Here is a 23,410-nt window from a genome sequence, read left to right on the forward strand (position 1 = left end):
CGCGCCCCGATTTCGTGTCCGCCCACCACGACCGGTCCCCGGATCAGGGCGGGTGGGGGCGGGGTGACCTCGGTCGGTTCGGGCTCGGTGGTCTCGGGGTGGCGGGGTGGGGCGGGTAGCCTTCGGCCCGTGATCGTGGTGAGGTGCCGGTGACGACGCTCGACCGGGATGAGACGCGTACCCCGACCGTGGTGCGGCCGGTGCGGTCGCCGTTGCCGTTGCGGGTGGCGGTGCCGGTGGCGGTGGCCGCCGGGCTGGCGTTGCTGGTGGCGTTCCCGCCGTACGGCTGGTGGCCGTTGGCGGCGGTCGGGGTGGCCGGGTTGGCGGCGGCTGCGCACCGGCGTCGGCTGCGCGCGGGCGCCGGGTTGGGTTTCCTGACCGGGGTGGCGTTGTTCGGGCCGCTGCTGGCGTGGACGAACCTGCACACCGGGCTGCTGCCGTGGGTGCTGCTGTCGCTGTTGCAGGCCGGCTACCTGGCGCTGTTGGGTGCGGCGACGGCGTGGGTGTCGCCGGTGGTGGACCGGTGGCGGTGGGCGTGGCCGCCGGTGACCGGGGTGTTGTGGGTGGGGCAGGAGGCGCTGCGGGACCGTACCCCGTTCGGGGGTTTCCCGTGGGGGCGGCTGGCGTTCGGTCAGGATGCGTCGCCGCTGCTGGGGTGGGCGTGGTTGGGGGGTGCGCCGCTGGTCACCGCGGTGGTGGCGGTGGTCGGCGGGTTGCTGCTGGTGGCGGTGTGGCGGCGGTGGCCGGGGGTGCGGTGGCAGCCGGTGGCCGGGGTGGCGGCGGGTGTGGTGGCGCTGGTGGCGGTGGGGTGGCTGGTGCCGTCGGGGGCCGGCACGGGGGGCCGTACGGTGCGGGTGGCGATCGTGCAGGGCAACGTGCCCCGGTTGGGTCTGGACTTCAACGCCCAGCGGCAGGCGGTGCTGAACAACCACGTCGACGCGACGTTGAAGTTGGCGGAGCGCGTCGGTGCGGGTGTCGAGCGGCGTCCCGACCTGGTGGTGTGGCCGGAGAACTCCTCGGACATCGACCCGTTGCGTAACGCCGCGGCCGGGGCGCGGATCTCGCAGGCCGCCGACGCGATCGGCGCGCCGATCCTGGTCGGTGCGGTGCTCGCCGGCCCGGGTGAGGGTGAGGTCCGTAACGCGGGCATCCTGTGGCGGCCGGGTGGTGGGCCGGATCTGGGTCAGGTGTACACGAAGCGGCATCCGGTGCCGTTCGCCGAGTACGTGCCGATGCGGTCGTTGGCGCGTGCGGTGTCCAAGCAGGTGGACCGGGTGCGGGCCGATTTCGTGCCGGGGGCGTCGCCGGGGGTGGTCGATGCGGGTGCGGTGGTGCTCGGGGACGTGATCTGTTTCGAGGTGGCCTACGACGGGCTGGTGCGCGACACCGTCGACGGTGGGGCGCAGCTGCTGGTGGTGCAGACGAACAACGCCACGTTCGATGTGGCGGAGGCCCGGCAGCAGTTGGCGATGGTGCGGTTGCGGGCGGTGGAGCACGGTCGTGCGGCGTTGATGGCCTCGACGGTGGGGGTGTCCGGGTTCGTCGCCCCGGACGGGCGGGTAAGCGACGCCACCGGGTTCAACACCCGGGCGGTGGTGGTGCGGGACGTGACGCTCGCCGAGGGGCGTACCCCGGCCACCCGGGCCGGATGGTGGCCGGAGGTGGCGTTGGCCGGGCTGGCGGTCGTGGCGCTGGTCGTCGCGGGGGCGTTGCGGCGTCGCCGGGAGGTCACCGCCGCCGGGTGAGCCGGCAGGAACGGGGGAGACGGTGGGCGAGGCAGCCGGGGGACAGCCGGGGGTGGGCCGGGTGCTGGTGGTCATCCCCACCTACAACGAGGCCGACAACGTCGCCGACGTGGTGGCCCGGGTGCGCCGGGCCGCGCCGGCGGTGGAGGTGCTGGTCGCCGACGACAACAGCCCCGACGGTACGGGGACGTTGGCGGAGGCGATGGCCGGCACCGACGCTCAGGTGCACGTGCTGCACCGGCCCGGCAAGCAGGGGTTGGGGGCGGCGTACCTGGCCGGGTTCGGGTGGGCGCGGCAGCATGGCTACGACGCGGTGGTGGAGATGGACGCCGACGGCTCGCACGCCCCGGAGGACCTGCCGGCGTTGTTGGCGGCGGCCCGGGACGCCGACGTGGTGATCGGGTCGCGGTGGGTGGGTGGGGCGCGGGTGGTGAACTGGCCGTGGCGGCGGCTGCTGCTGTCGCGGTGCGGGAACCTGTACGCGCGGATGGCGTTGGGGATGCCGGTGTCGGATGCGACAGGCGGGTTCCGGGTGTACCGGTTGTCGGCGTTGCGGGCGATGCGGCTGGAGTCGGTGTGTTCGCAGGGGTACTCGTTCCAGGTGGAGTTGTCGCGGTTGGCGCACCGGGCGGGGGTGCGGATCGTGGAGGTGCCGATCACGTTCGTGGAGCGGGAGCGGGGGGCCAGCAAGATGAGTCCGCTGATCGTGGCCGAGGCGTTGTGGCGGATCACCACCTGGGGGTTGCGGGACCGGCGGCCGGTGCGGTGGCGTCGCGGTCACGACCGGTGGCCGTGAGTGGGGGCGTGGCATGCTGGAGGAGCGGGCCTGTCGCCCCGCGGGCATTGTCCGGCCGGTGGCGGTGAGCGGGTTGCCGCGCGACGCGGATGAGGTGAGATGCGCCGATACCTGAGGTTCGTGCCACCGGCCCTGCTGCTGGCGGTGGTGGCGGAGTTGGCCGTGTTCATCGGGGCGGGCCGGGCCGTCGGGTTCGGTGCGGCGGTGCTGCTGGTGTTCGCCGCGTCCCTGCTGGGGCTGGTGTTGCTGCGCCGGGAGGGGATGCGCGCCTGGCGGGGGTTCCGCACGTCGGTGGAGTCCCGGCAGCCGCCGGGCCGGCAGGTGACCGACGGGCTGGTCGGGTTGGCCGGTGCGTTGCTGCTGGCGATTCCCGGCCTGCTCAGTGGGCTGGTGGGGGTGTTGCTGCTGGTGCCGCCGGTGCGCCGGTTGGCGCGTGCCGGGGTGCAGCGGGCCACCGAGCGTCGGGTGTCGTCGATGGTCGCCGGTGACCTGTTCGGTCCGCGGACGGTGCGGGTGCGGCGGGGGGAACCGGCCGGCGCGCCGCCGGCCGAGCAGGACGTGGTGGCCGCGCAGGTGGTCGACGAGGGTCGGGCCATCGAGGGGGAGATCGTGGAGCCCCGCCGGCCCTGAACCGGACACGACGACGCCCCCGGGAGGTCCCGGGGGCGTCGTCGTCGCGGTGGGGTCAGGCGCGGCCGCGGCGGGTGCGGACCTCCTGGAGCCGTTCGGCGAGGATGTCCTCCAGCTCGGCGATGGACCGCCGCTCCAGGAGCATGTCCCAGTGGGTGCGCGGCGGCTTGGCCTTCTTCTGTTCCGGTTCGGTGCCGTCGACGAGCCGGGCGACGCTGCCGTCGAACTTGCATTCCCAGGTGGTGGGGACCTCGGCGTCGACGGCGAACGGCACCTCGAACTGGTGGCCCTTGGCGCAGAGGTACTCGCGGGTCTGGCGCGGCGCGAGCTCGGTGTTGCGGTCGGATTCGTAGCTGACCGCGCCCAGCCGGCTACCGCGCAGCATGCGCTCGCCCATGTTCGACTTCCCCTCGCTCGTGGTGCTGGTCTTCCGGTGTAACGGCCGGTCACCGCCGGGGCATTCCCGCCCCGACGGGTGGGACGACCCCCGCAAGGGTAGCCGGCCACCACACCGACCCGGCGGGTTCGTCCCGGCCGGGTCGACATCGGTGTGTGCACCGCGATGGTAGCCGCCGCCGGATGCGGTGGCAGCGGTGACGGGCCGTTGCGGGGCGGCCGGTGACGATAGCATCCGCGGCATGGCCACCACCGTGCATCCCGGCGCGTGCCCCCTGGACTGCCCCGACACCTGCGTGTGGCAGCTCACCGTCACCGACGGTCGACCGGTGGCGCTGCGCGGCGACCAGGAGCATCCGTTCACCCGGGGCGCGTTGTGCGGCAAGGTGAACCGGTACCTCGACGCGGTCACCGGGCCGGACCGGCTGACCACCCCGCTGGTGCGGGTCGGCCCGAAGGGTGTCGGGCCGGTGTCGTACCGGCCGGCCGGCTGGGACGAGGCGGTCCGTCGGGTCGCCGACGGGCTGCGCGCCAGCATCGACGTGCACGGCCCGGAGTCGGTCCTGCCCTACTACTTCGCCGGCACGATGGGGTTGGTGCAGGGCTGGTCGATGGGGCCGCGGCTGTTCGCGCACCTGGGGGCGTCGCGGCTGCGGACCACCATCTGCACGGCCGCGTCCCGGGCCGCCCTGTCGTCGGTCTACGGCGGGTCCGTCGGTTTCGAACCGGAGTCGGTGGTCGAGGCGAAACTGGTCGTCCTGTGGGGGGCGAACCTGCTCTCCACCAACCTGCACCACTGGCCGTTCGTGCGGCAGGCCCAGCAGCGCGGCGCCCACGTCGTCACCATCGACCCGCTGCGCACCGACACCGCCGCCCGCAGCGACACGCACGTCGCGCCGCTGCCCGGTACCGACGCCGCGCTCGCCCTGGGGTTGATGCGGCACATCCGGGATCTCGGCGCGGTCGACCTGCCGTGGGTGGCCGCGCACACCGTCGGCTGGGACCGGTTGCAGGCCCGCCTCGACGAGTGGCCGGTGACCCGCGCCGCCGCCGAGTGCGGTCTCGACGTCGACGTGGTGCGGGACCTCGGTGAGCGGATCGCCACCACCCGGCCCACCGCCATCCGCATCGGGTTGGGTCTGCAGCGGCACGCCGGGGCCGGGCAGGCGGTCCGGGCGATCGCGGCGATCCCCCTGCTCACCGGGGACTTCCGGTATCCCGGCGGTGGGGCGTTGGCCACCACCAGCGGGCACCACCGCATCGACGCCGACCGGGTCGCCCGGCCCGCCGGGATGCCCGCCCCGCCGGCCCGGTCGATCAACATGAGTCGGCTCGCCGCCGCGCTCACCGACGAGGCCGACCCGCCGGTCACCGCGCTGGTGGTCTTCGACACCAACCCGGTCGCGACCGTCCCCGACCAGAACCGGCTGCGTCGCGGCCTGACCCGCGCCGACCTGTTCACGGTGGTGCTGGAGCAGCGCTGGACCGACACCTGCGACTTCGCCGACGTGGTGCTGCCAGCCACCATGCAGCCGGAACACCTCGACCTGCACACCTCCTACGGCCACCACTACGCCACCCTGAACCGGCCAGTGCTCGACCCGCCGGGGCAGGCGCTGCCCAACACGGAGATCTTCCGGCGGATCGCCGCCGCGCTCGGGTTGGACCATCCCCGGCTGCGCGACAGCGACGAGGACCTGGCACGGCAGCTGCTCGACGGCACCGGCGTCGACTACGACGAGTTGACCCGCCGGACGTACGTGCGGGCCACCGGTGTGCCCGTCGGTTCCGCCCCGTACGCCGAGGGTGGGTTTCCCAGCCACGACGGGCGGGCCCGGTTCCACGATCCGCGGTTGACCGGGCAGGGCGTCGACCCGCTCGTCGGGTACACGCCGCCGGTGGAGGTGGCCGACGCCGCGCTGGCCCGCCGGTTCCCGCTGGCGTTGATCTCCCCGGCCGGCCGGTTCTTCCTCAACTCGACGTTCGCGTCGCTGCCGTGGCACCGCAGCCGCACCGGTCCGCCCCGCATCCACCTGCATCCCGTCGACGCCGCCGCCCGGGGCCTGACCGACGGCGACCCGGCGCGGGTGCACAACGACCGGGGGGAGTTCCTGGCCACCGTCGCCGTGGACGACGCCACCCGCCCGGGGCTGGCGTTCACCTACAAGGCGTACTGGGCGCGGTTGAGTCCCGGCGGCAGCACCGTCAACGCGGTCACCGGGGTCCGTGACACCGACCTCGGTGGTGGGCCGACGTTCCACGACACCCGGGTCGAGGTGCAGGCCGCCCCGACCGGCACGATTCAGCCCGATCAGCCCGGCGACTGAGCGCTGATCCGCGCCAACGCGGTGGCCAGGTCGCTGACCTGGTCGGCGAGTTGAGCGGCACGGCGTTGGGCGGCGTCCCGGTCAGCCAGCGCCCGGTCCAGCTCGGCCAGTCGGGCCCGGTCGGCGGCCGACGCCTGGTGCGCCCGCGCCACCTCGGCGCGGGCCTGCGCAAGCTCGGTGGTCAGGGCGTCCACCCGGGCCAGCGCGGCGGCCAGTTCCTCCCCGGCGCGGGCGGTCCGCGCGGCGGCCTCCTCGCGGGCGGCGTCGGCGTCGGCGCGCGCGGCGTCGGCGTCACGGCGGGCCTCCTGCATCGCGGCCTGCGCCTGCCGGGCCTGGTCGGCGGCGGCGGTGGCGTCGGCGCGGGCCGCCGTGGCGGCGGCCTGCGCCTGCCGGGTCTCCTGGCGGGCGGCGGTGGCGTCGGCGACGGCCCGCTGCGCGTCGGCGGCGTGCCGGGCGGCGTCGGCGCGGGCGGCGTCCCGGTCGACGGTCAGGTCGGCGGCGAGCTGCCGGGCGGTGTCCCGTTCGGCGCGCAGGGTCCGCAGCTCGTGGCGGGCGGCGTCGCGGTCCCGTTCGGCCTGCACCCGCAGCGCCTGGGCGGCGGCGGCGTCGCGGCGGGCCGTGTCGGCGGCGGTGAGCGCCTGGTCGGCCTGTTCCCGGGCGGCGGCGGCGCGGGTGTCGGCCTGCTCGGCGCGCTGCTGCGCCGCGTCGGCCGAGGCGAGCGCGGCCCGGGTCTCCTGCCGGGCGCGGGCGGTGTCGGCGGCGGCCGTCTCGGCGGCCTCGCGGGCCTCGTCGCGGGCGGTGTGCGCGGCGGCGATCTCGGTGGCGGCGTCGGCGCGGGCCTGGGCGAGCTGCCGCTGCACCCCCGCCGGGGACAACTCGGCGTGCAACGCCTCGGTGAGGGTTTCCACCACCTGGTCGAGCCGGTCGACGACCTCCCAGGTGCGGGCCACCTGGCCGGGTAGTCCGGGGGCGTTGCGGTGGCGCATCCGCGAGTTACGCGACGCCCGCTGGCAGGCGCCGTCGTTGTCCCGGCAGTACCGGAACGGGCGTCCCGCACCGGCACGTTGCGGGACGTCACGTCCACAGTGCGCGCAGGGACGCAGGTCGGCGGGGGTGGTGGGCTGCGGGTCCATCGACGGGGAAGTCTAGAGGCTGCCCGGGCACGCCACCGCAACCGGTACGACCCGCGCCGCCGGGACCGTTACGGTGGGCCGGTGGCCGTCTCCCCGTACATCGTGAAGTTGCGCGCCCACGTCGGACACGACCTGCTGCTGCTGCCCGGGGTGACCGGGGTGGTCCACGACGACGCCGGTCGGGTGCTGCTGGCCCGCCGTAGCGACAACGGCCGCTGGTCGCTGCCGGCCGGCGTCGTCGACCCGGGTGAGCAGCCGGCCGACGCGGTCGTGCGGGAGGTGTGGGAGGAGACCGGGGTGCGGGTCGTCGTCGACCGGCTCGCCGGGGTCGCCACCCACCCGGTGGTCTACCCCAACGGCGACGCCTGCGAATACCTCAACGTGTGGTTCCGGTGCCGGCCGGTCGGTGGGCGGCCCCGCGCCGACGGCGACGAGTCCACCGAGGTGGGCTGGTTCGCCCCCGACGCGCTGCCGCAGCTGGACGAGTGGGCGCGGCTGCGGTTGGACACCGCCGCCGCTGCCGACGCCGCCCCCTGGTATGCGCGCCCCGGGCAGCGGCATCCCGCCCTGTGCCGACCCGACGCGCTGTGACCCGCGTGCCTGCCGGACCCTGGGCGGGTCACCGGCGGTGGGTCACCCGCACCGCCGTGCCCGCCGGCAGGTCGCAGCCGGTGTCGCCGTAGGGGCTGCGGACCCGGATCCGGCGGCTGCTCGCGGCGACCAGCCGGGCGGTGACCCGACCGTCGTCCCAGGTCAGTTCCTCGACGGTGATCCGGCCCCGGCAGGTCACCCCGCGTAGCGTCCCCCGGTGCAGGCCCGGCGGCAGTGCCGGCAGCAGCCGCAGCAGTCCCGGCCGGGACTGCACCAGCGCCTCGATCAGCACCGCCGGCAGGGTGTGCGCGGCGTCGGCGTTGTAGGTCACCCGGCCGGGGTTGTGGGCGCTCATCAACGACCGGAAGAACATGTCCGCCGCGACGATCCGCCGCAGGTACGCCCCGACCAGCGGCCCGTCGCCGAGCCGGGCGGCCACCAGGGCCCGGTGCAGGGTGCCGTGGGCGGAGCCGTCCTCGTCGCCGCGGAGCGTCAACGCCCGGTGCGCCGCCGCCGCCAGTTCCGGGGTGTCGTCGGGGTCGATCTCCCCGGTCGGCCACACCGGGTAGAGGTGGCTGACGTGCCGGTGGTCGTCGTCGGGGCGGTAGCCGGGCCACGCCCACTCGGCCAACGCGCCCCGCGCGTCGACCCGGTAGCCGGGCAGCCGGTCCCGGGCCGCCGCCCACCGCTGCGACCCGGTCACCTCGGCGGCGACGGTCATGGCGTGCCGGGCGGCGGCGACGTCCATGGTGGCGTTCACGGCGACGGGCACCGGCCGGTCGGTGTCGTCGAGGGGGCCGGTCTCCGGCGAGTACGACGGCACCAGCGCCGGCTGCCCGTCGACGTCGGTGAGCACGTCGGTGAAGAAGTCGGCCACCTCGGCCAGCCACCCCGCCACCTCCCCCAACGGTTCCCCGGTCACCTGGTGGTGTTCGTACAGCGGGTGCAGCAGCCAGTGCGCGCCGGCCAGCCACGCGGTGAACGGCCAGTGCGGGTGGACGTGGAACAGGTGCCCGTGTTCACCGTCGGTGCGGCTGGGCGCCAGCAGACCCCGTGCCCCGTAGACGGCCTGGGCGTTGGCCCGCCAGTGTCCGACCTGGGCGCGGACCAGCCGGGCGTGCGCGGCGGTCACCTCCGGCAACGCGCCGACGTTCGCGCCGGCCAGTTGCAGGTTGAGGTTCGCGTCGGTGGTGAAGTCCCCCGCCCAGGCCGCGTCCCAGGAACCCGTCCAGATGCCGGTCAGCCGGGGTGGCAGCACCCCGCTGGCGCTGAACAGCAGGTACCGGCCGGCGTGGAAGAGCCGTTCCAGCAGCGCCGGGTCCAACCGGTCACCGGCGGTGACCTGCCGGGCGAGCAACGCACCCACGGGCAGGTCCCGGTCCGCCGCCGGCACCGCCAGGTCCAGGTCGACCCGCCGGTAGGGGCCGGTGTGCCGGGTGACGTGCCGGGCCAGCAGCGTCGGGTAGTCGGTCGGGCCGTCGGCGAGTCGCCGCTGCTGCGCGGCGGTGGGCCAGGCCGCGGTGGCGGTGCGTTCCAGGGCGGTGGTCAGCAGCGCCGGTCCGCGTACCAGCACCCGGTCACCGGCGGGTTCGGCGTCGCCCCGGACCAGGGTCACCGCCTCGAAGCCGTACGCGCCGCCGACGTCGGGGTAGCGGCCCCGGACCCGCAGGAACACCAGCCCGTCGTGGCGGTGGGCGGTGGTGTCGTAGTGCACCGTGTCGGGGCGGCCGGGCAGGTCACCTGTCGCCCCGACGACACAGTCGCCCTGGTCCAGGTGGGTGACGACCAGCCGGTCGGCGCGGGAGACGAAGCTGCGTCGTCGCCGCCCGGACCACCGCACCACCACCTCGCCGGTGGTGAAGTCGGTGTGCCGCCGGTAGTCCCGCACCGTCGTCGCGGGGGCGTCGACGGTCAGCGCGAACCCGGGATGGTACGACTGGGTCCACGCCAGGTCCCGACCGCCGGTGAGCAGTTCACCGGCCTCGGCGCGGCGGCCGGTGAGGACCAGTTCCCGGATCCGGGGCAGCAACGCGGCCAGGTGCGGGGCCCGCGCGTCGTGGGTGCCGTTGGGCAGCACGAACCGGTGGTGGTTGACCACCAGCCGTTCGGCGTGCGGGTCACCGGGGACCATCAGTCCGTACTCGCCGTTGCCGGTGAGGAAGGCGTCGGTCCAGTCGGCGGCCGGTGCGTCGTCCCAGATGCGGTGTGCCGACGGGGGTGGCCCGCCGGTCACCGGGGGGTCCGGGCCGTCGGCGCGGCGGTGCTGTCCCGGATGGTCAACCGGGGTGGCAGCAGCGTCACCTCCGGCACCGGCTCGTCGTGCAGTTTGCGCATCAGCAACGCGACCGCCTGCCGGCCGATCTCCTCGGCGGGCACCGGCACCGAGGTGATCCGGGGCGCGGCCTGTTCGGCGAACTGGTCGGGGCAGATCGCCACCACCGACATGTCCTGCGGCACCCGCCGGCCAAGGGCAGGCAGGCAGGCCAGCACCGGCCCGACGGCCGCCTCGTTCTGCACCACCAGCGCCGACAGGTCGGGGTGCCGGTCGAGCAGGTCGGCGAGTTCCTGACGGATCGCCGCGGGCCCCTCCTCGAAGGGTTGGGTGACGACGGTGACGCCGTGCCGGTCGGCGGCGGCGGCCACCCCGGCGCGGGTGCGGTGGGCGAAGCCGGTGCCCCGGTCGTAGACGGCGGCGGGAGCGCCGAGCAGCGCCACCCGGTGGTGCCCGAGCCGGGCCAGGTGTTCCACGCACACCTGACCGGCGCGGTGGAAGTCCAGGTCCACGCAGGTCAGGCCGGTCGGGTCGGCGGGGACGCCGATCAGGACGCTGGGTCGGGTCAGGTCCCGCAGCAGCGGCACCCGCGAGTCGTCCAGCTCGACGTCCATCACCAGCATCCCGTCGACCATGGCGCTGCCGGCGATGCGGCGCAGCCCCGACGGCCCCTCGTCGGAGGTGACGAGCAGGACGTCGTGGTCGAAGCGGCGGGCCGTGGTGACCACCGCGATCGCGAACTGCATCACCACCGGCACCTGCATGCCGGCGCGTAACGGCAGCACCAGGGCGATGGTGTTGGCGCGTCGGCTGGCCAGCGCCCGTGCCCCGGCGTTGGGGTGGTAGCCGAGTTCCCGGATGCTCGCCAGGACCCGGGTGCGGGTCACCTCGGAGATGGCCCGTTTGCCGCTGAGCACGTACGACACGGTGCTGACCGCCACTCCGGCGTGCCGGGCGACGTCGACGATGGTGACCTGGTCGGGCGATTTGCGGCTGCGCCCGGACGCGCCGGTCACCGGGCACCGCCGGCGGTCACCGTGGGGCGGGGCCGGGGCGCGGCGGCGCGGGTGTGCACGGTCACCGCGCCGACGGCGCGGATGTCGCGGGCGGAGCGGCCGACCAGCAGGGTGTGGGTGGCGTCCTCCAGCACCGGGCCGCCGCGCTGCTCGTCCCACCAGGTCAGGTCGTCGGCGCGCAGCCGCAGGGTGACGGTGCGCCGCTGGCCGGGGGCGAGGGTGACCCGGGTGAAGTCGCGGAGCTGCCGCAGCGGCTGCTTGACCCGGGACCGTCGCTGCCGGGTGTAGAGCTGCACGGTCTCCTCACCCTCCCGGTCGCCGGTGTTGGTGACCTCGACGCTCACCTCGACCTCGCCGCCGGCGGTCACCGTCGGCTGGTCCACCCGCAGGTCAGCGTAGTGGAACCGGGCGTAGCTCAGGCCGTGGCCGAACGGGTACAGCGGCTCACCCCGGTAGTAGAGGTAGGTGCTGTCGGCGCCGATCACGTCGTAGTCGAGCAGGTCGGGCAGGTCGGCGGCGTCGGGGTACCAGGTCTGGGTGAGTCGGCCACCGGGGTCGGCTGCGCCGAGCAGCACCTGCGCCAGGGCGGTGCCGTGTTCCTGCCCGCCGTGCGCCGACCACAGCACCGCCGGCAGGTTCTCGTGCGCCCAGCCCACCGCGTACGGGTAGCTGCTGGTGAGCACCAGCACCGTCTGCGGGTTCGCGGCGTGCACGGCGCGCAGCAGCCGTTCCTGCCCGGCGGGCAGGGCCAGGTCGACGCGGTCCTCGGTCTCCCGGCCGTTGACCATCGGGTGGTTGCCGAGGACGACGACGGCCACGTCGGCGGCGTCGGCCAGCGCGGCGGCCTCGGCCACGCCGTCGGCGACGGGTTCGACGGTGAACGTGGTGGCGGTGTCCGGGTCGGTGGCGTCGGCGCGCAGCCGCCCGTCCTCGTCGACCCGCACGTACGCGCCGGTGGCGAGGTGGTGCAGCAGGGTGGTGCCGTCGGGGCGGTGCCGGAAGTGGAAGGTCTCCCGCACGATCCAGCCGCCCGGTCCGGGGCGGTCGTTGGCCAGGGCCCCGTCGTCGTCGGCGCCGACGTGCCGGCCGTTGGCGACGGCGCGCAGCGCCACCACGTCCTGTCCCCAGTCGAACACGTCGAACCAGGTGCCGTCGCGGCCGTCGTCGGCGGTCAGCGGCCCACCCTCGGAGGAGCGGGGGCAGCGGACGTACCGGTCGCCGACGCGCAACGCGATCCGGTCGGCCCCGCAGTGGTGGGTGACGGTGGGCAGTTCCCGGGCGAGGCCCTCCCGGACGGTGACCGCGTACGGCAGGGTGCCGCTGTACCAGTCCTCGTACACGGTGTCGGCGAGCGGCCCGAGGACCGCGACCCGGGGTGGGGTGCGGATGGGCAGTGGCAGCAGCCCGTCGTTGTCGAGCAGCACGATCGACTGGCGGGCGGCCTCGCGGGCCAGGTCCCGGTGGGCGGGGCTGTCGAGCACGTCGGGGGAGACCCCGGCGAACGGGTCCTGTCCGGGTGGGTCCAGGTCGCCGAGGCGGATGCGGACGCTGAGGATGCGGCGGACCGCCCGGTCCACGTCGGATTCGTCGACGAGTCCCCGGCGTAGGGCTTCGGTGAGGCGTTGGACGGTCGGTGCGCTGTCGGTGTCGTCCTCGGTGAAGTTGTCGATGCCGGCGCGCAGGGCGGCGGCGAATCCGGTGACGTGGTCGGGCAGGTGGCGCTGCACGCCGGCGATGTTGGTGACCGCCCCGGCGTCGCCGACGACCATCACCTCGTCGCTGGTCCACCGGCGCAGTTCGTCGTTGAGCAGCGGGCTCAGGTGCGCGGGCAGCCCGTCGACCAGGTTGTAGGAGGCCATCACGGCGACCGCCGCCCCGGCGGCGAGGGGCGCGCGGAACGCCGGCAGTTCGTATTCGTGCAGGACCCGGGGTGGCAGGTCGCTGGAGGTGGTGGCCCGGTCGGTCTCGTTGTTGTAGCCGAGGAAGTGCTTCACCGTCGGGGCGGTGCGCAGCCGGTGGGGGTGGTCGCCGCGCAGCCCGGACGCGTAGGCGGTGGCGAGCCGGCCGGTCAGCCACGGGTCCTCCGACCAGCCTTCCTCGTTGCGGCCCCAGCGGGGGTCGCGCAGCGGGTTGACCACCGGCGCCCACACGTTGAGTCCGACGCCGGCGGGGTCGGCCTGGTGTTTGACCCGCACCTCGGTGCCGACGGCGTCGCCGACGGCCCGGATCAGGTCGGGGTTCCAGCTGCTGGCCAGGCCGACGACCTGCGGGAAGACGGTGGCCGGGCCGAGCCAGGCGACCCCGTGCAACGCCTCGGTGCCGGTGCGGAAGCCGGGCAGGCCCAGCCGGGGCACGGGGGCCTGCCACTGGTGCAGCAGGCCGATCTTCTCCGGCAGGGTGAGCTGGGCCAGCAGCTCGTCGGCGTGCGTTTCGGGGGACGGTCCGGTGGGGTCGTTCATCTGCGGTTACCTTCCGGTGGCTCGCGGTGAGGCGTCCGGCCGACCGTCGAAGCGTTTCGACGGTCGTGGTGACGTGCGGCATCGCGGAGTGAGGGTGGTGGCGGTCGTCGGCCCGGAGCGGCGAAGCGCTTCGACGACTGCGGAAAACGTGCCGCCCCGGGTGCCCGAACGACGGGGCGGCGGTTCGAGGTTGGCACCTGCGCGTCGGCCGGTCAAGAGGTGACCGGCCCCCGGATCAGCCGGCGGGGAGTCGACCGGCCTCGATGGTGGCCAACGCGGCGGTGGCACCGCCCAGCGCGGGGGCGGCGGAGTCCAGCGTGGAGGCGTCGAGGCGGCAGCCCCCGGCCTGCGGGGCGAGGGTCCGGGCGACCAGTTCCGCGCGGGCCGACGGCAGCAGCCAGGGCGCGAGGGTGGCGAAGTGCCCGCCGACCACGATCGCCTCCGGGTTGAGCAGGTTCGCCAGGACCGACGCCCCGTGCCCGAGGTGCCGGCCGATCTCGGCGAGCCCGGCCAGCACGGCCGGGTCCTCCTGCCGGGCCGACGCCACGATCCGGTCGAGTTCCGGCAGGTAGTCGGTGACCGGGCCGTCCTGGGTGGCGTCGGGCAGCAGGCGGGCCACCACGGCCGGCAGCGCGGTCGACGCGGCCAGGCAGCCACGTCGGCCGCACGGGCACGGTGGCCCGGCCGGGTCGAGGCAGAGGTGGCCGAGTTCACCGGCGTGGCCCCGGCCGCCCCGCAGCAGCCGGCCACCCGCGAGCACCCCCGCGCCGACGGAGACCCCGCCGGTGACGTGGACCAGGTCGGTGGCGCCGGCGTACGCGCCGTGGCGCTGTTCGGCCAGCACCGCGAGGTTGGCGTCGGTGTCCACCGTGACGGTGAACCCGGTCTCCCGCAGCGCGGCCCGCAGGTCGGCGGCGAGCGGGACGTCCCGCCAGCCGAGGCCGCTGGCCAGGGGCACCCCGCCGGCGGTGTCGACCAGGCCGGGCACCCCGACGGTCAGGCCGAGCACGGTGCGGCCCTGCCCGGTGACCCGGCCGATCGCGCGGCGGGCCAGGGTGACCAGCGCCCGGACGGTGTCGGCGGGGGAGGCGGTGGGGGCGGGGAACGCCCGTCGCCAGGTGAGCAGCCGGTTGCCGCCCGGGTCCACGGCGACCACCACCAGGTCGTCCGCGCCGATCTGCAGGCCCAGTGCCGCGTACGGGGAGCCGTCGAGGACGAGCATGGTGGCCGGCCGGCCGACCCGGTTGCCGGTCAGCCCGGTCTCGCGGACCAGCCGCCTGTCGAGCAGTTCGGTGACCAGGCTGGACACGGTGGCCTTGTTGAGCCCGGTGGTGGCGGCGATGTCGGCCCGGGAGCAGGGGGCGTGCAGGCGGACGTGCCGCAGGACCACGGCCCGGTTGGCCACCCGGACGTCGCCCAGGTCGGTCGGCTGCGGTTCGTTGTGGATGCTGATCACGGTCTGTCCGCTCCCTGCGCCCGACGGTGGGTGGTGCCGTGCCGGTGCGTCATCGCCCACCATCGACCCCGCACGGGCACGCCGGGTCGGCCGGTGGGCGACGCCGTCGGCGGGCCGGTGCGCCGTCGGTGCGTCTGTTCGGCTGGAAACTCAACTAACTCTAGCGGCACGTCCGGAGCCCGGACAGCCACCCGGCCCGGTGGGGTCAGTCCGGCGGGAACCACGGCGTGAACGGCGTCGGGGTGACCGGTTCGCCGTTGAGCAGCAGCCGGCGGGGGGCGTCGTCGCCGACCACGCTCAGCCGGCGGACCCGCAGCGGCCCGTCGGTGCGGACCCGCAGGGTGTCGCCGTCACGCAGCGCCTGCACCACGGTGTCGCCGTCGACGTCGTGCAGCACCGTACGGGCGTCCACACCACCCCAGCTGACCAGGGTGACGTCGTCGAACGGGCCGTCGCCGACGGTGCCTGAGGCCGCGACGAGCGGCACCAGCGCGCCGTACCTGACGAACAGCGGCAACCGGTGCAACGGCACGGCCACCCGCAGGTGCCGGCCGCCGCCGTGCCGTTCGCCGGTGCCGGTGTCGATCCAGTCGTCGCCGGTGGGCAGGTAGACGGCCCGCCGTCCGGACGGGTCGGTGACCGGGGCGACGAGCAGGTCGGTGCCGAGCCGGTACTGCAGGTCGGTGGTCCACGCGGTCGGGTCCTCGGGGGTGTCGACGAGCAGCGCCCGCATCATCGGCGCTCCGGTACGCGCCGACTCCACCGCCGCCGACCACAGGTACGGCATCAGCCGGTAGCGCAGCCGCAGCGCGGCGACCGCGTCGCGTTCGGTGTCGGCGGGGAAGTCCCACGGCAGCCGGCTCGTGGTGCCGTGCAGCCGGACCAGCGGTGACAGCGCCCCGAACTGGGTCCACCGCACGTACAGGTCCGCCTCGGGGGTGCCGTGGAAACCGCCGGTGTCGTGGCTCCAGAACGGCACCCCGGACAGCCCGTGCGACAGGCCGCCGCGCAGGGTGCTGGCCAGTCCGGGCCAGGTGGCGTTGACGTCGCCGCTCCACTGCGCGCTGTGCCGCTGCCCGCCCAGGTACGACGAGCGGGCCCACACCGTACGGTGCCCGGCGACCTCCTCGGTGAGGTCGGCGACGATGTCGTTGAACAGCAGGGTGTAGACGTTGTGCAGTTCGACGCCGGTCATGCCGTTGTGCGCCACCGCGTCGGCCGGCACCCCCTCGGCGAAGTCGGTCTTGAACACCGCCACCCCCTGTTCCAGCAGGGGGCGCAGCAGTCCCCGGAACCAGGCGACGGCGTCGGGGTTGGTGAAGTCGACGATGGCGCTGGCCGGGTAGCTGCCGTGCCACACGTCCGCCACGTAGGTACTGCCGTCGGCGCGGTGCAGGAAGTAGCCGGCGCGGGCCGCGTCGGCGTAGAGCGGGCTGTCGGTCATCAGGTACGGGTTCATCCACAGGCACACCCGGAAGCCCTGCCCGGCGAGGGTGGTCAGCATCCCGGCCGGGTCGGGGAACGCCTCGTCGTCCCAGCGCAGCTCCGACCAGCGGCCGGCGACCTGCCAGTAGCAGTCCAGGTGCAGCACGTCGCAGGGGATGTCGCGGTCCCGGATGCGGCGGGCCCGCTCCAGCACCCGCTGCTGACTGTCGGGGTAGAACCCGGAGGAGATCCACGCCCCGAAGGCCCACTTGGGCGGGAGGTACGGCCGGCAGGTCAGCTCGTCGAACCGGTCCAGCACCTCCACGGGGGTGGGGCCGGCGAGCACGTAGTAGTCGAGCAGGTCGTCGGGGACGAGGATCTGCACGGCGCTGTGGGTGGACTGGCACACGTCGAACTGCACCGGCATGCCGCTGTCGACGAGAACCCCGTAGCCCCGGTCGGACAGGTAGAACGGCACGTTCTTGTGGGACCGCTCGGACTCCCCGCCGAAGGCGTCGTAGTTCCACATCAGGGCCCGTTGGCCACGCTTGTCCAGCGGGGTGAACTTCTCCCCGAAGCCGACGAACCGTTCGTCGCCGAACGCCACGAAGCTCTCGTGCCAGGCGACGGGCGTGCCGTCGACGCTGCTGCGGCCGAACGGCAGGGTGCGGCGGCGGCCGCTGATGTCCCGGGTGCCGGGGTCCTGGTCGAGCAGCACCCGTCCGTCGGGGGTGAGGAACCGCAGGTGCCAGGGGTCGAGGCGGATCTCGGCGACGACCGCGCCGGCGTCGATGAGCACGTGGGTGTCGTCCACGGTGATCGCGGCGGGGTGGGCCCGGGGGTGGACCAGGGGCAGCGCGCGGGCCGAGCGGCTGCGGGCCTGGGGGTCCTCGGCGAGGCGGACCCGGATCACGCCGTGGCCGGCGGCGTCGAGGCGGACCACCAGGCTGCCGCCGTCGGACAGGGTGGCCTTGACGGTGACGCCGTGCCCGTCGGTGGCGACGACCTCGGCCCGGCCGACGGTGGCGACCCCGTCCTCGCCCGGTTCCCGTACGGGCAGGTCGGGCGGGTCGGCCACGAACGTCTCGTACGGGACCAGTGGCGGTCGGTACGGCATCGGCGTCTCCTCGGCACGTTTTCCGGCGGTACCGACAGTTTCTTTGCCTTCCCAACGAACTGTCAACGAGCGACTTCGATTGACCAGCGGTCAACCCGATTGACATGGGTAAATCACCTCCATAGTTTGGACACCTATCAAACAAAGTCGACGGGATGGTGGGTATGTGGGACGACGGGCGGCTCTGTTACGGCGGTGACTACAACCCCGAGCAGTGGCCCGCCGCCACCTGGCGCGAGGACGTCGCCCTGATGCGCCGGGCCCGGATCAACCTGGTCACCGTCGGCGTGTTCGCCTGGTCCCGCCTCGAACCCGCCCCCGGCCGCTACGACCTCGGCTGGCTCGACGAGGTGCTGGACCTGCTGCACGACGGCGGCATCCGGGTCGCCCTGGCCACCCCCACCGCGTCCCCACCACCCTGGTTCTCCCTGGCGCACCCCGACGCGCTGCCGGTCACCGCCGACGGCGTCCGACTGCACCACGGCAGCCGCGACACCTACTGCGCCGCCGCCCCCGCCTACCGGGCCGCCGCCCGGGGCATCGCCGCCACCCTCGCCGCCCGCTACGCCCACCACCCGGCCGTCGCCCTGTGGCACGTGCACAACGAGTACGGCACCACCTGCCACTGCCCGCACGCCGAGGCCGCGTTCCGCCGCTGGCTCATCGAACGCCACGGCGACCTCGACACCCTCAACGACGCCTGGGCCACCAGCTTCTGGAGCCAGCACTACACCGACTGGGCGTACGTGAGCACCCCCCGGGCCACCCAGTACCTCGGCAACCCCGGCCAGCTGCTGGACTTCCGGCGGTTCTGGTCCGACACCCTGCTCGCCGCGTACGTCGAACAACGTGACCTGCTCACCGCGGCCAACCCGGCGCTGCCGGTCACCACCAACTACGTCCTCGGCGACTGGGTGCCGGTCGACCACGCCCGCTGGGCGGCCGAGGTGGACCTGGTCGCCGTCGACCACTACCCGTCGGCCGTCGACGGCGGCGCCGAGGAACAGACCGCCCTCGCCGCCGACCTGGCCCGCGGCTGGGCGCGACACGGCCGCCGCCGGGCCACCACCCGACGCGGCGCGCCTCCCGCCGACGGGCCGGCCACCTGGCTGCTGATGGAGAGCGCCGCCAGCCAGATCCACACCACCGGCCGCTCGCACACCAAGGAACCCGGCCGGATGGCCCGGCACAGCCTGTCCCACGTCGCCCGCGGCTCCCGGGGGGCGATGTTCTTCCAGTGGCGGGCCCCGGCCGGCGGCGCGGAACGCTTCCACTCCGCGCTGGTGCCGCACACCGGCCCGGACACCCGGGTCTTCCGTGAGACGGTCCGCCTCGGCGAGCACCTCGACCGGCTCGCCGAGGTCACCGCCGGCGAGGTGACCGCATCGGTCGCACTGGCCTTCGACGCGGCCAGCGGCTGGGCGCTGCGCCACCCCGGCATGCCCTCGACCCTGCTCGACGGGCACGCCGAACTGGCCGCCGCGCACCGGGCGCTGTGGCGGGCCGGGTACGGCTGCGACATCGTCGTCCCCGGCGACCCGCTCGACCGGTACCGGCTGCTCGTCCTGCCCGCCGTCTACCTGGCCGACGACGCCACCGCCGGCTGGGTCCGCGCCCACGTCGAGGCGGGCGGACACCTGCTGGTCAGCTACCTCAGCGGGGTGGCCGACCCGCACGGCCGGGTACACCTCGGCGGCTACCCCGGCGCGTACCGGGACCTGCTCGGCCTGCGGGTGGAGGAGTTCCACCCGCTCGCCGCCGACGAACAGGTGCTGCTCTCCGGCGGCGGGACCGGCCGGATCTGGTCGGAGACCGTGCACCTGTGCGGCGCCGAACCGGTCGGCACGTACGTCGGCGGGGTCCTCGACGGCCGACCGGCGGTGACCCGGCACCGCACCGGCGACGGCACCGCCTGGTACCTGTCGACCCGGCCCGACGACCGCACCTACCGGCGGCTGCTCACCGAGGTGGCCCGGACCGCCGGCCTCGCCCCGGTCTGCCCGGACGCCCCACCCGGGGTGGAGGCGGTCCGCCGCGCCGGCCCGCAGGGGAGCTGGCTGTTCCTGCTCAACCACACCGACCGGCCGCAGCGGGTGCCCACCACCGGCGTCGACCTGCTCACCGACGCCCCCGCCGACGGCACGGTGGTCCTGCCGGCCGGCGGCGTCGCGGTGATCCGCGAGGAAACGGCCCCGATGGTGTCCGTCACAGCCACTCCGCCGATGACCGACCGGACCCCACCGGCCTAACCTTGCCCCGGTGGGGACGAGGAACACGACGGCACCGCGCACGCTGCCGCTCTGGCCGCTGTACCTGATGTTCGCGGCGATGCCGCTGTGGTGGGCGCTCGGCGGCCTCTACCTCGGCTGGGCGCTGTTCGGGATGCTGCTGGCGGTGGTCCTGCTCACCCACGGCCGGGTGTCCTGGCCACCCGGTTCGGCGCTGTGGTTCGTCCTCGTCGGCCTCGTCGTGGTCAGCGCCACCCGGCTGGAGAAGGCCAGCAGCCTGCTCGGCTACGGCCTACGGCTGGGCTTCGTCCTCACCGCCCTCGTGGTCTACCTGTACGTCTACACCGCTGCCCGGCAGGGGGCCCGCTGGGACCGGCTGTTCCAACCGGTGCTGTTCTTCTGGCTGGGGATGGTGGCGCTCGGCTGGCTCGGCGTGCTGGCCCCCCGGCTCGCGCTGACCACCCCGGTGGAGGTGCTGCTGCCCGACGGGTTGGCCGGGCAGCGGATGATCCGGGCGGTCACCCACGTGCACTCCACCGAGTTCAACCCCACCGGTCGCAACCCGTACTACCGCACGGCCGCCCCGTACCCGTACACCAACAACTGGGGTACGGGGTTCGCGCTGCTCGTGCCGTGCGTGCTGGCGTACCTGTCGACGGTGCGCACCGGACCGCTGCGCCGGGTGCTGCTGGTGTCCCTGCCGCTGGCGCTGGTGCCGGCGTTCCTCACCCTCAACCGGGGCATGTTCGTCGGCCTCGGGGTGGGCCTGCTCTACCTGGGGCTGCGCGCCCTGGTGCGCGGCGACGTCCGGCTGATCGGCACGATCACCGCCGGGATGGCCGTGGCCTGGGTGGTCACCCTGGTCGTCCCGGTCGGCGACATGATCATGAACCGGGTGGAGAACACCGACTCGACCCGCGACCGCGCCGACCTGTACCGGCAGACCCTCGACGCGGTCCTGCACTCGCCGCTGCTCGGCTACGGCACCCCACGCAGCGCCGACACGACCACCGGCGCGGAACCCCTCGGCACCCAGGGCCAGGTCTGGTTGACCATGTACAGCTACGGCATCCCCGCCCTGCTGACGCTGCTGGCCCTGCTCGTGGTGCTGGTCCGCAGCACCGCCGTCGCGGTGTCCGCGGCCGGCAGGTGGCTGAGCGTGGTGCCGGTGGTCGCCCTCGCCCTCGCCCCGTTCTACGGCTTCACCGACATGAACCTGTCGGTGATGTTCTACGCGATCGGGCTGGCCGTGGCCGCGGTCGACGGCCCGGTGAACCGGGAACTGCCGGCGGCGGCACCCCGGCCGTCACCGGTCTGAGCGGATCAACCGGTCGCCACCGCGGCCCGGGACCGGTCCGCCGCGATCCGCACGGCCATCGCGGCGAGCACGCTGCCGGTCACCCACCGCTGGACCCGCGCCCAGCCCGGCCGGCGCACCAGGAACGCCGACACCGACCCGGCGGTCAGCACGATCAGCGTGTTCACCGTCAACGCGACGGCGATCTGGGTGCCGCCGAGCAGCAGGCTCTGCACCGCCACGTCACCCCGGGCGGGGTCGACGAACTGCGGCAGCAACGACACGTACAGGATGGCGATCTTGGGGTTGAGCAGGTTGGTGAGCAGGCCCATGGCGAACAGCCGGCGCGGCCGGTCCACCGGCAGCTCCTGCGGCGTGAACGCCGAGCGCCCACCGGGGCGCAGCGTCCGCCACGCCAACCACAGCAGGTACGCCGCACCGGCCAGCTTCACCGCCGTGTACAGCGGCGGTACCAGCACGAAGACCGTGGCGATGCCGGCGACGGCGGCGGCCAGGTAGACGCCGAACCCGGCGGCCACCCCGAGCAGGGACACCAGCCCGGCCCGGCGGCCCTGGCTGACCGACCGGGACACCAGGTAGACCATGTTCGGCCCCGGGGTGAGCACCAGACCGAGCGCCACCAGGGCGATTCCCGCCACCGCACCGACCGTGACCATCGCCGCCCCCGTCCGCCGTCCTGCCCCGCACCTTACGCCGCGCCGTCGTCGGGCGACGCCCCGTGGTGCCCGGCCCTGTCGGGGGTTCCGGACGGGCGGGACAGCGGCCACACTGCTCAGATGTCTGTGACCCTGCGGGCCGCCCCCACCGTCACCGCACCCGGACTGCTCCTGCGCTGCTGGCGCGACGACGACGTCGACGCGTTGGTCGAGGCGCACCGGGATCCGGAGCTGCGGGCCCGGACCCGTAACCCGCTGACCACCCCGGCACAGGCCAGACGCTGGGTCGACGGCAACCGGCAGGGCTGGGCGGCGGGCCGCCGGTTCAGCTTCGCCGTCTGCGAGCCCACCCCCGACGGCGACCTGGTGGTCGGCTGCGTGCTGCTCAAGGACGTGGTGCCGGGCCGCGCCGACGCGGAGATCGGCTACTGGACGGCCGGGCCGGCACGCGGCCGTCAGGTGGCGCCCCGGGCGGTGGACGCGGTGAGCCGGTGGGCGTTCACCCGGTTCGCCGCGACCGGGCTGGCCCGGCTGGAGTTGCTGCACCAACTGGACAACCCGGCGTCCTGCCGGGTGGCGGAGAAGAGCGGCTTCCCGTTCGTCGAGGTGCTGCCCGCCCGGCCGCCGTTCCCCCTCGACGGGCACCGCCACGTGCGGCACCACCGCTGAACCCGGGGAATGCCGCCCGCCCCGCGGGCGCTGCACCGGTGACGGCCGGGCGGATACGGTGGCGGGGGAGGTGTCCGGAGGATGGTGGACGCGTGGGAGGCCTCGGTCGAGGCGCAGATCCGCAGCGCCCAGGAACGGGGCGAGTTCGACAACCTGCCCGGCATGGGCAAACCGATCCCCGGCCGCGACGTCCCCTACGACGAGTCCTGGTGGATCACCAGTTTCCTGGAGCGGGAGGCGCTGCCCACCGACCTGCTGCTGCCCACCCCGTTGCAGTTGCGCCGCCGGGTCGAGCAGGTGCCCGACGAGGTCCGTGACCTGCCCACCGAGGAGTCGGTCCGGGAGTTCGTCGGGCTGCTCAACCAGGAGATCGTGGCGTGGCTGCGGTATCCCACCGGGCCCCGGGTGGCGGTCCGCCCGGTCGACACCGAGGCGGTGCTGCGCCAGTGGCGGGCCCACCGCGCCACCCGCGCCGTGCCCGCTGCATCCGCTCCGACGCCCGCGCCCCCCGCCCGACGCCCCCGGTTCCGCTGGCCGTGGCGGCGACCGCCGGCGTAGCCGCCGGGTCAGTCGACGGCGGCCCGCCAGGTCCACGCGGTGCGCCGGGGCCGCTCACCCAGGGTGGCCCGCCCGGTCATCCACAGCAGCACGTCGGCCGGATCACCGGCGGGCGCGTCGGGGAACAGCCGCCCCAGCACCGCCGCGCTGGGTGCCGTCGGCGGCCGCCACGTCACCCCGAGCCCCCGGGTGATGTCGTACGTGTGCAGCAGCGTCTCGGCGATGCCCATGGCGGCGAAGCCGGCCGGGTCGCAGGGACCCCAGTGCCAGGCGCGGGCGTGTGCGGGGACGGTGTCGAGCGCGGCGGCGAGCAGCCCTGCGCAGGCGGCCACCACGACCAGCACCTGGGCGGGGGTGGCGTCGGGGCGTACCCGCAGGTCGAGCGGGAGGTATCCGGTGTCGGGCCGGCCGGTGAGCTGGGTGGCGTAGCCGAGCAGGTCGTGGGCGACGTGCGCGGCGGTCGTCCAGCACGACCATTCCAGGTCCCCGGCGGGGGCGCTCCAGTCCCGGTCGGTGTGCGGGCCGAGCGTACGGGTCAGTTCGTCGACGGCGTCCCGGACCCCGCGACCGGCCAGTCGTTCCTCGGTGGGCATGCGACCGATCCTCGCACCGCCGGGT

General features: G+C 74.8%; 18 protein-coding genes. 9 read left to right on the forward strand and 9 right to left on the reverse strand.

The genetic code is table 11. From position 1 onward, the window contains the following. Positions 1–149 precede the first annotated feature (149 nt). From lnt to ACN261_RS24875, 3 genes are all read left to right on the forward strand, one after another. Entirely contained in the window at positions 150–1,745 is a 1,596-nt protein-coding gene (gene lnt, locus ACN261_RS24865; RefSeq protein ID WP_425852422.1) for an apolipoprotein N-acyltransferase, read from the forward strand. A 22-nt stretch (positions 1,746–1,767) separates the two neighbouring features. After that, positions 1,768–2,541 (forward strand): polyprenol monophosphomannose synthase, encoded by a 774-nt coding sequence (locus ACN261_RS24870; RefSeq protein ID WP_425852424.1) that lies wholly within the window; start codon positions 1,768–1,770, stop codon positions 2,539–2,541. Between the two features lie 99 nt (positions 2,542–2,640). Continuing rightward, positions 2,641–3,171, forward strand: coding sequence for an FxsA family protein (locus tag ACN261_RS24875; RefSeq protein WP_425852426.1), 531 nt, complete (start codon positions 2,641–2,643; stop codon positions 3,169–3,171). Positions 3,172–3,226: 55 nt separating this feature from the next. Here ACN261_RS24875 and ACN261_RS24880 read toward each other — a convergent pair whose 3' ends face one another. Then, positions 3,227–3,568 carry an RNA polymerase-binding protein RbpA gene (locus tag ACN261_RS24880; protein ID WP_007070998.1) on the reverse strand — a complete coding sequence of 114 codons (342 nt, stop codon included), beginning with the start codon at positions 3,566–3,568 and terminating at the stop codon, positions 3,227–3,229. 241 nt (positions 3,569–3,809) lie between these two features. Between ACN261_RS24880 and ACN261_RS24885 the strand changes: the two genes are divergently transcribed. Beyond that, a complete protein-coding gene (locus ACN261_RS24885; RefSeq protein ID WP_425852428.1) occupies positions 3,810–5,894 on the forward strand; it encodes a molybdopterin-containing oxidoreductase family protein in 2,085 nt (694 codons plus the stop codon). Here ACN261_RS24885 and ACN261_RS24890 read toward each other — a convergent pair. After that, positions 5,879–7,027 carry a hypothetical protein gene (locus ACN261_RS24890; protein ID WP_425852430.1) on the reverse strand — a complete coding sequence of 383 codons (1,149 nt, stop codon included), beginning with the start codon at positions 7,025–7,027 and terminating at the stop codon, positions 5,879–5,881. The two genes, ACN261_RS24885 and ACN261_RS24890, sit on opposite strands and share 16 nt — an antisense overlap. Positions 7,028–7,108: 81 nt before the next feature. Between ACN261_RS24890 and ACN261_RS24895 the strand changes: the two genes are divergently transcribed. Then, complete coding sequence (locus tag ACN261_RS24895) at positions 7,109–7,618, forward strand: NUDIX hydrolase (protein ID WP_425852432.1); 510 nt, start codon at positions 7,109–7,111, stop codon at positions 7,616–7,618. 28 nt (positions 7,619–7,646) lie between these two features. On the opposite strand, the gene ACN261_RS24900 is transcribed toward ACN261_RS24895, so the two are convergent. The 5 genes from ACN261_RS24900 to ACN261_RS24920 form a co-directional block, all read right to left on the reverse strand. Next, positions 7,647–9,851 carry a glycosyl hydrolase family 95 catalytic domain-containing protein gene (locus tag ACN261_RS24900; RefSeq protein ID WP_421482073.1) on the reverse strand — a complete coding sequence of 735 codons (2,205 nt, stop codon included), beginning with the start codon at positions 9,849–9,851 and terminating at the stop codon, positions 7,647–7,649. Further along, positions 9,848–10,906: a LacI family DNA-binding transcriptional regulator gene (locus ACN261_RS24905; protein WP_421482074.1), complete on the reverse strand. Its 1,059-nt coding sequence runs from the start codon at positions 10,904–10,906 to the stop codon at positions 9,848–9,850. The genes ACN261_RS24900 and ACN261_RS24905 overlap by 4 nt, the downstream gene beginning before the upstream one ends. Further along, positions 10,903–13,365: a glycoside hydrolase family 3 C-terminal domain-containing protein gene (locus tag ACN261_RS24910; RefSeq protein ID WP_425852436.1), complete on the reverse strand. Its 2,463-nt coding sequence runs from the start codon at positions 13,363–13,365 to the stop codon at positions 10,903–10,905. The genes ACN261_RS24905 and ACN261_RS24910 overlap by 4 nt, the downstream gene beginning before the upstream one ends. Positions 13,366–13,600: 235 nt before the next feature. After that, positions 13,601–14,821 (reverse strand): ROK family transcriptional regulator, encoded by a 1,221-nt coding sequence (locus ACN261_RS24915; RefSeq protein ID WP_425852438.1) that lies wholly within the window; start codon positions 14,819–14,821, stop codon positions 13,601–13,603. A gap of 205 nt (positions 14,822–15,026) precedes the next feature. Next, positions 15,027–17,363, reverse strand: coding sequence for a TIM-barrel domain-containing protein (locus ACN261_RS24920; RefSeq protein WP_425852440.1), 2,337 nt, complete (start codon positions 17,361–17,363; stop codon positions 15,027–15,029). A gap of 155 nt (positions 17,364–17,518) precedes the next feature. Here ACN261_RS24920 and ACN261_RS24925 point away from each other — a divergent pair, with 155 nt between their 5' ends. Together ACN261_RS24925 and ACN261_RS24930 are read left to right on the forward strand one after the other, a co-directional pair. Beyond that, entirely contained in the window at positions 17,519–19,612 is a 2,094-nt protein-coding gene (locus ACN261_RS24925; RefSeq protein ID WP_421482078.1) for a beta-galactosidase, read from the forward strand. A gap of 10 nt (positions 19,613–19,622) precedes the next feature. Continuing rightward, positions 19,623–20,909, forward strand: a complete 1,287-nt coding sequence (locus ACN261_RS24930) for an O-antigen ligase family protein (RefSeq protein WP_421482079.1) — start codon at positions 19,623–19,625, stop codon at positions 20,907–20,909. A 5-nt stretch (positions 20,910–20,914) separates the two neighbouring features. Here the strand turns inward: ACN261_RS24930 and ACN261_RS24935 are convergent, their stop codons facing one another. Further along, positions 20,915–21,565, reverse strand: a complete 651-nt coding sequence (locus tag ACN261_RS24935; protein WP_421482081.1) for a LysE family translocator — start codon at positions 21,563–21,565, stop codon at positions 20,915–20,917. Positions 21,566–21,685: 120 nt separating this feature from the next. Here ACN261_RS24935 and ACN261_RS24940 point away from each other — a divergent pair, with 120 nt between their 5' ends. After that, positions 21,686–22,234: a GNAT family N-acetyltransferase gene (locus tag ACN261_RS24940; RefSeq protein WP_421482083.1), complete on the forward strand. Its 549-nt coding sequence runs from the start codon at positions 21,686–21,688 to the stop codon at positions 22,232–22,234. A gap of 81 nt (positions 22,235–22,315) precedes the next feature. Beyond that, complete coding sequence (locus ACN261_RS24945; RefSeq protein WP_421482084.1) at positions 22,316–22,792, forward strand: DUF1992 domain-containing protein; 477 nt, start codon at positions 22,316–22,318, stop codon at positions 22,790–22,792. An 8-nt stretch (positions 22,793–22,800) separates the two neighbouring features. On the opposite strand, the gene ACN261_RS24950 is transcribed toward ACN261_RS24945, so the two are convergent. After that, positions 22,801–23,385 (reverse strand): maleylpyruvate isomerase N-terminal domain-containing protein, encoded by a 585-nt coding sequence (locus ACN261_RS24950; RefSeq protein ID WP_425852444.1) that lies wholly within the window; start codon positions 23,383–23,385, stop codon positions 22,801–22,803. Between the last annotated feature and the right edge of the window lie 25 nt (positions 23,386–23,410).

The sequence above is a fragment of the Micromonospora sp. WMMD723 genome, from assembly GCF_049863385.1.
GTDB lineage: Bacteria > Actinomycetota > Actinomycetes > Mycobacteriales > Micromonosporaceae > Micromonospora > Micromonospora wenchangensis.

Coding starts and splice junctions, on each gene's coding strand:
- ACN261_RS24880 (WP_007070998.1), bottom strand. CDS start 3,568: ATGGGCGAGCGCATGCTGCGCGGTAGCCGGCTGGGCGCGGTCAGCTAC.
- ACN261_RS24885 (WP_425852428.1), top strand. CDS start 3,810: ATGGCCACCACCGTGCATCCCGGCGCGTGCCCCCTGGACTGCCCCGAC.
- ACN261_RS24875 (WP_425852426.1), top strand. CDS start 2,641: ATGCGCCGATACCTGAGGTTCGTGCCACCGGCCCTGCTGCTGGCGGTG.
- ACN261_RS24935 (WP_421482081.1), bottom strand. CDS start 21,565: ATGGTCACGGTCGGTGCGGTGGCGGGAATCGCCCTGGTGGCGCTCGGT.
- ACN261_RS24890 (WP_425852430.1), bottom strand. CDS start 7,027: ATGGACCCGCAGCCCACCACCCCCGCCGACCTGCGTCCCTGCGCGCAC.
- ACN261_RS24945 (WP_421482084.1), top strand. CDS start 22,316: ATGGTGGACGCGTGGGAGGCCTCGGTCGAGGCGCAGATCCGCAGCGCC.
- ACN261_RS24920 (WP_425852440.1), bottom strand. CDS start 17,363: ATGCCGTACCGACCGCCACTGGTCCCGTACGAGACGTTCGTGGCCGAC.
- ACN261_RS24950 (WP_425852444.1), bottom strand. CDS start 23,385: ATGCCCACCGAGGAACGACTGGCCGGTCGCGGGGTCCGGGACGCCGTC.
- ACN261_RS24940 (WP_421482083.1), top strand. CDS start 21,686: ATGTCTGTGACCCTGCGGGCCGCCCCCACCGTCACCGCACCCGGACTG.
- ACN261_RS24910 (WP_425852436.1), bottom strand. CDS start 13,365: ATGAACGACCCCACCGGACCGTCCCCCGAAACGCACGCCGACGAGCTG.
- ACN261_RS24925 (WP_421482078.1), top strand. CDS start 17,519: ATGGTGGGTATGTGGGACGACGGGCGGCTCTGTTACGGCGGTGACTAC.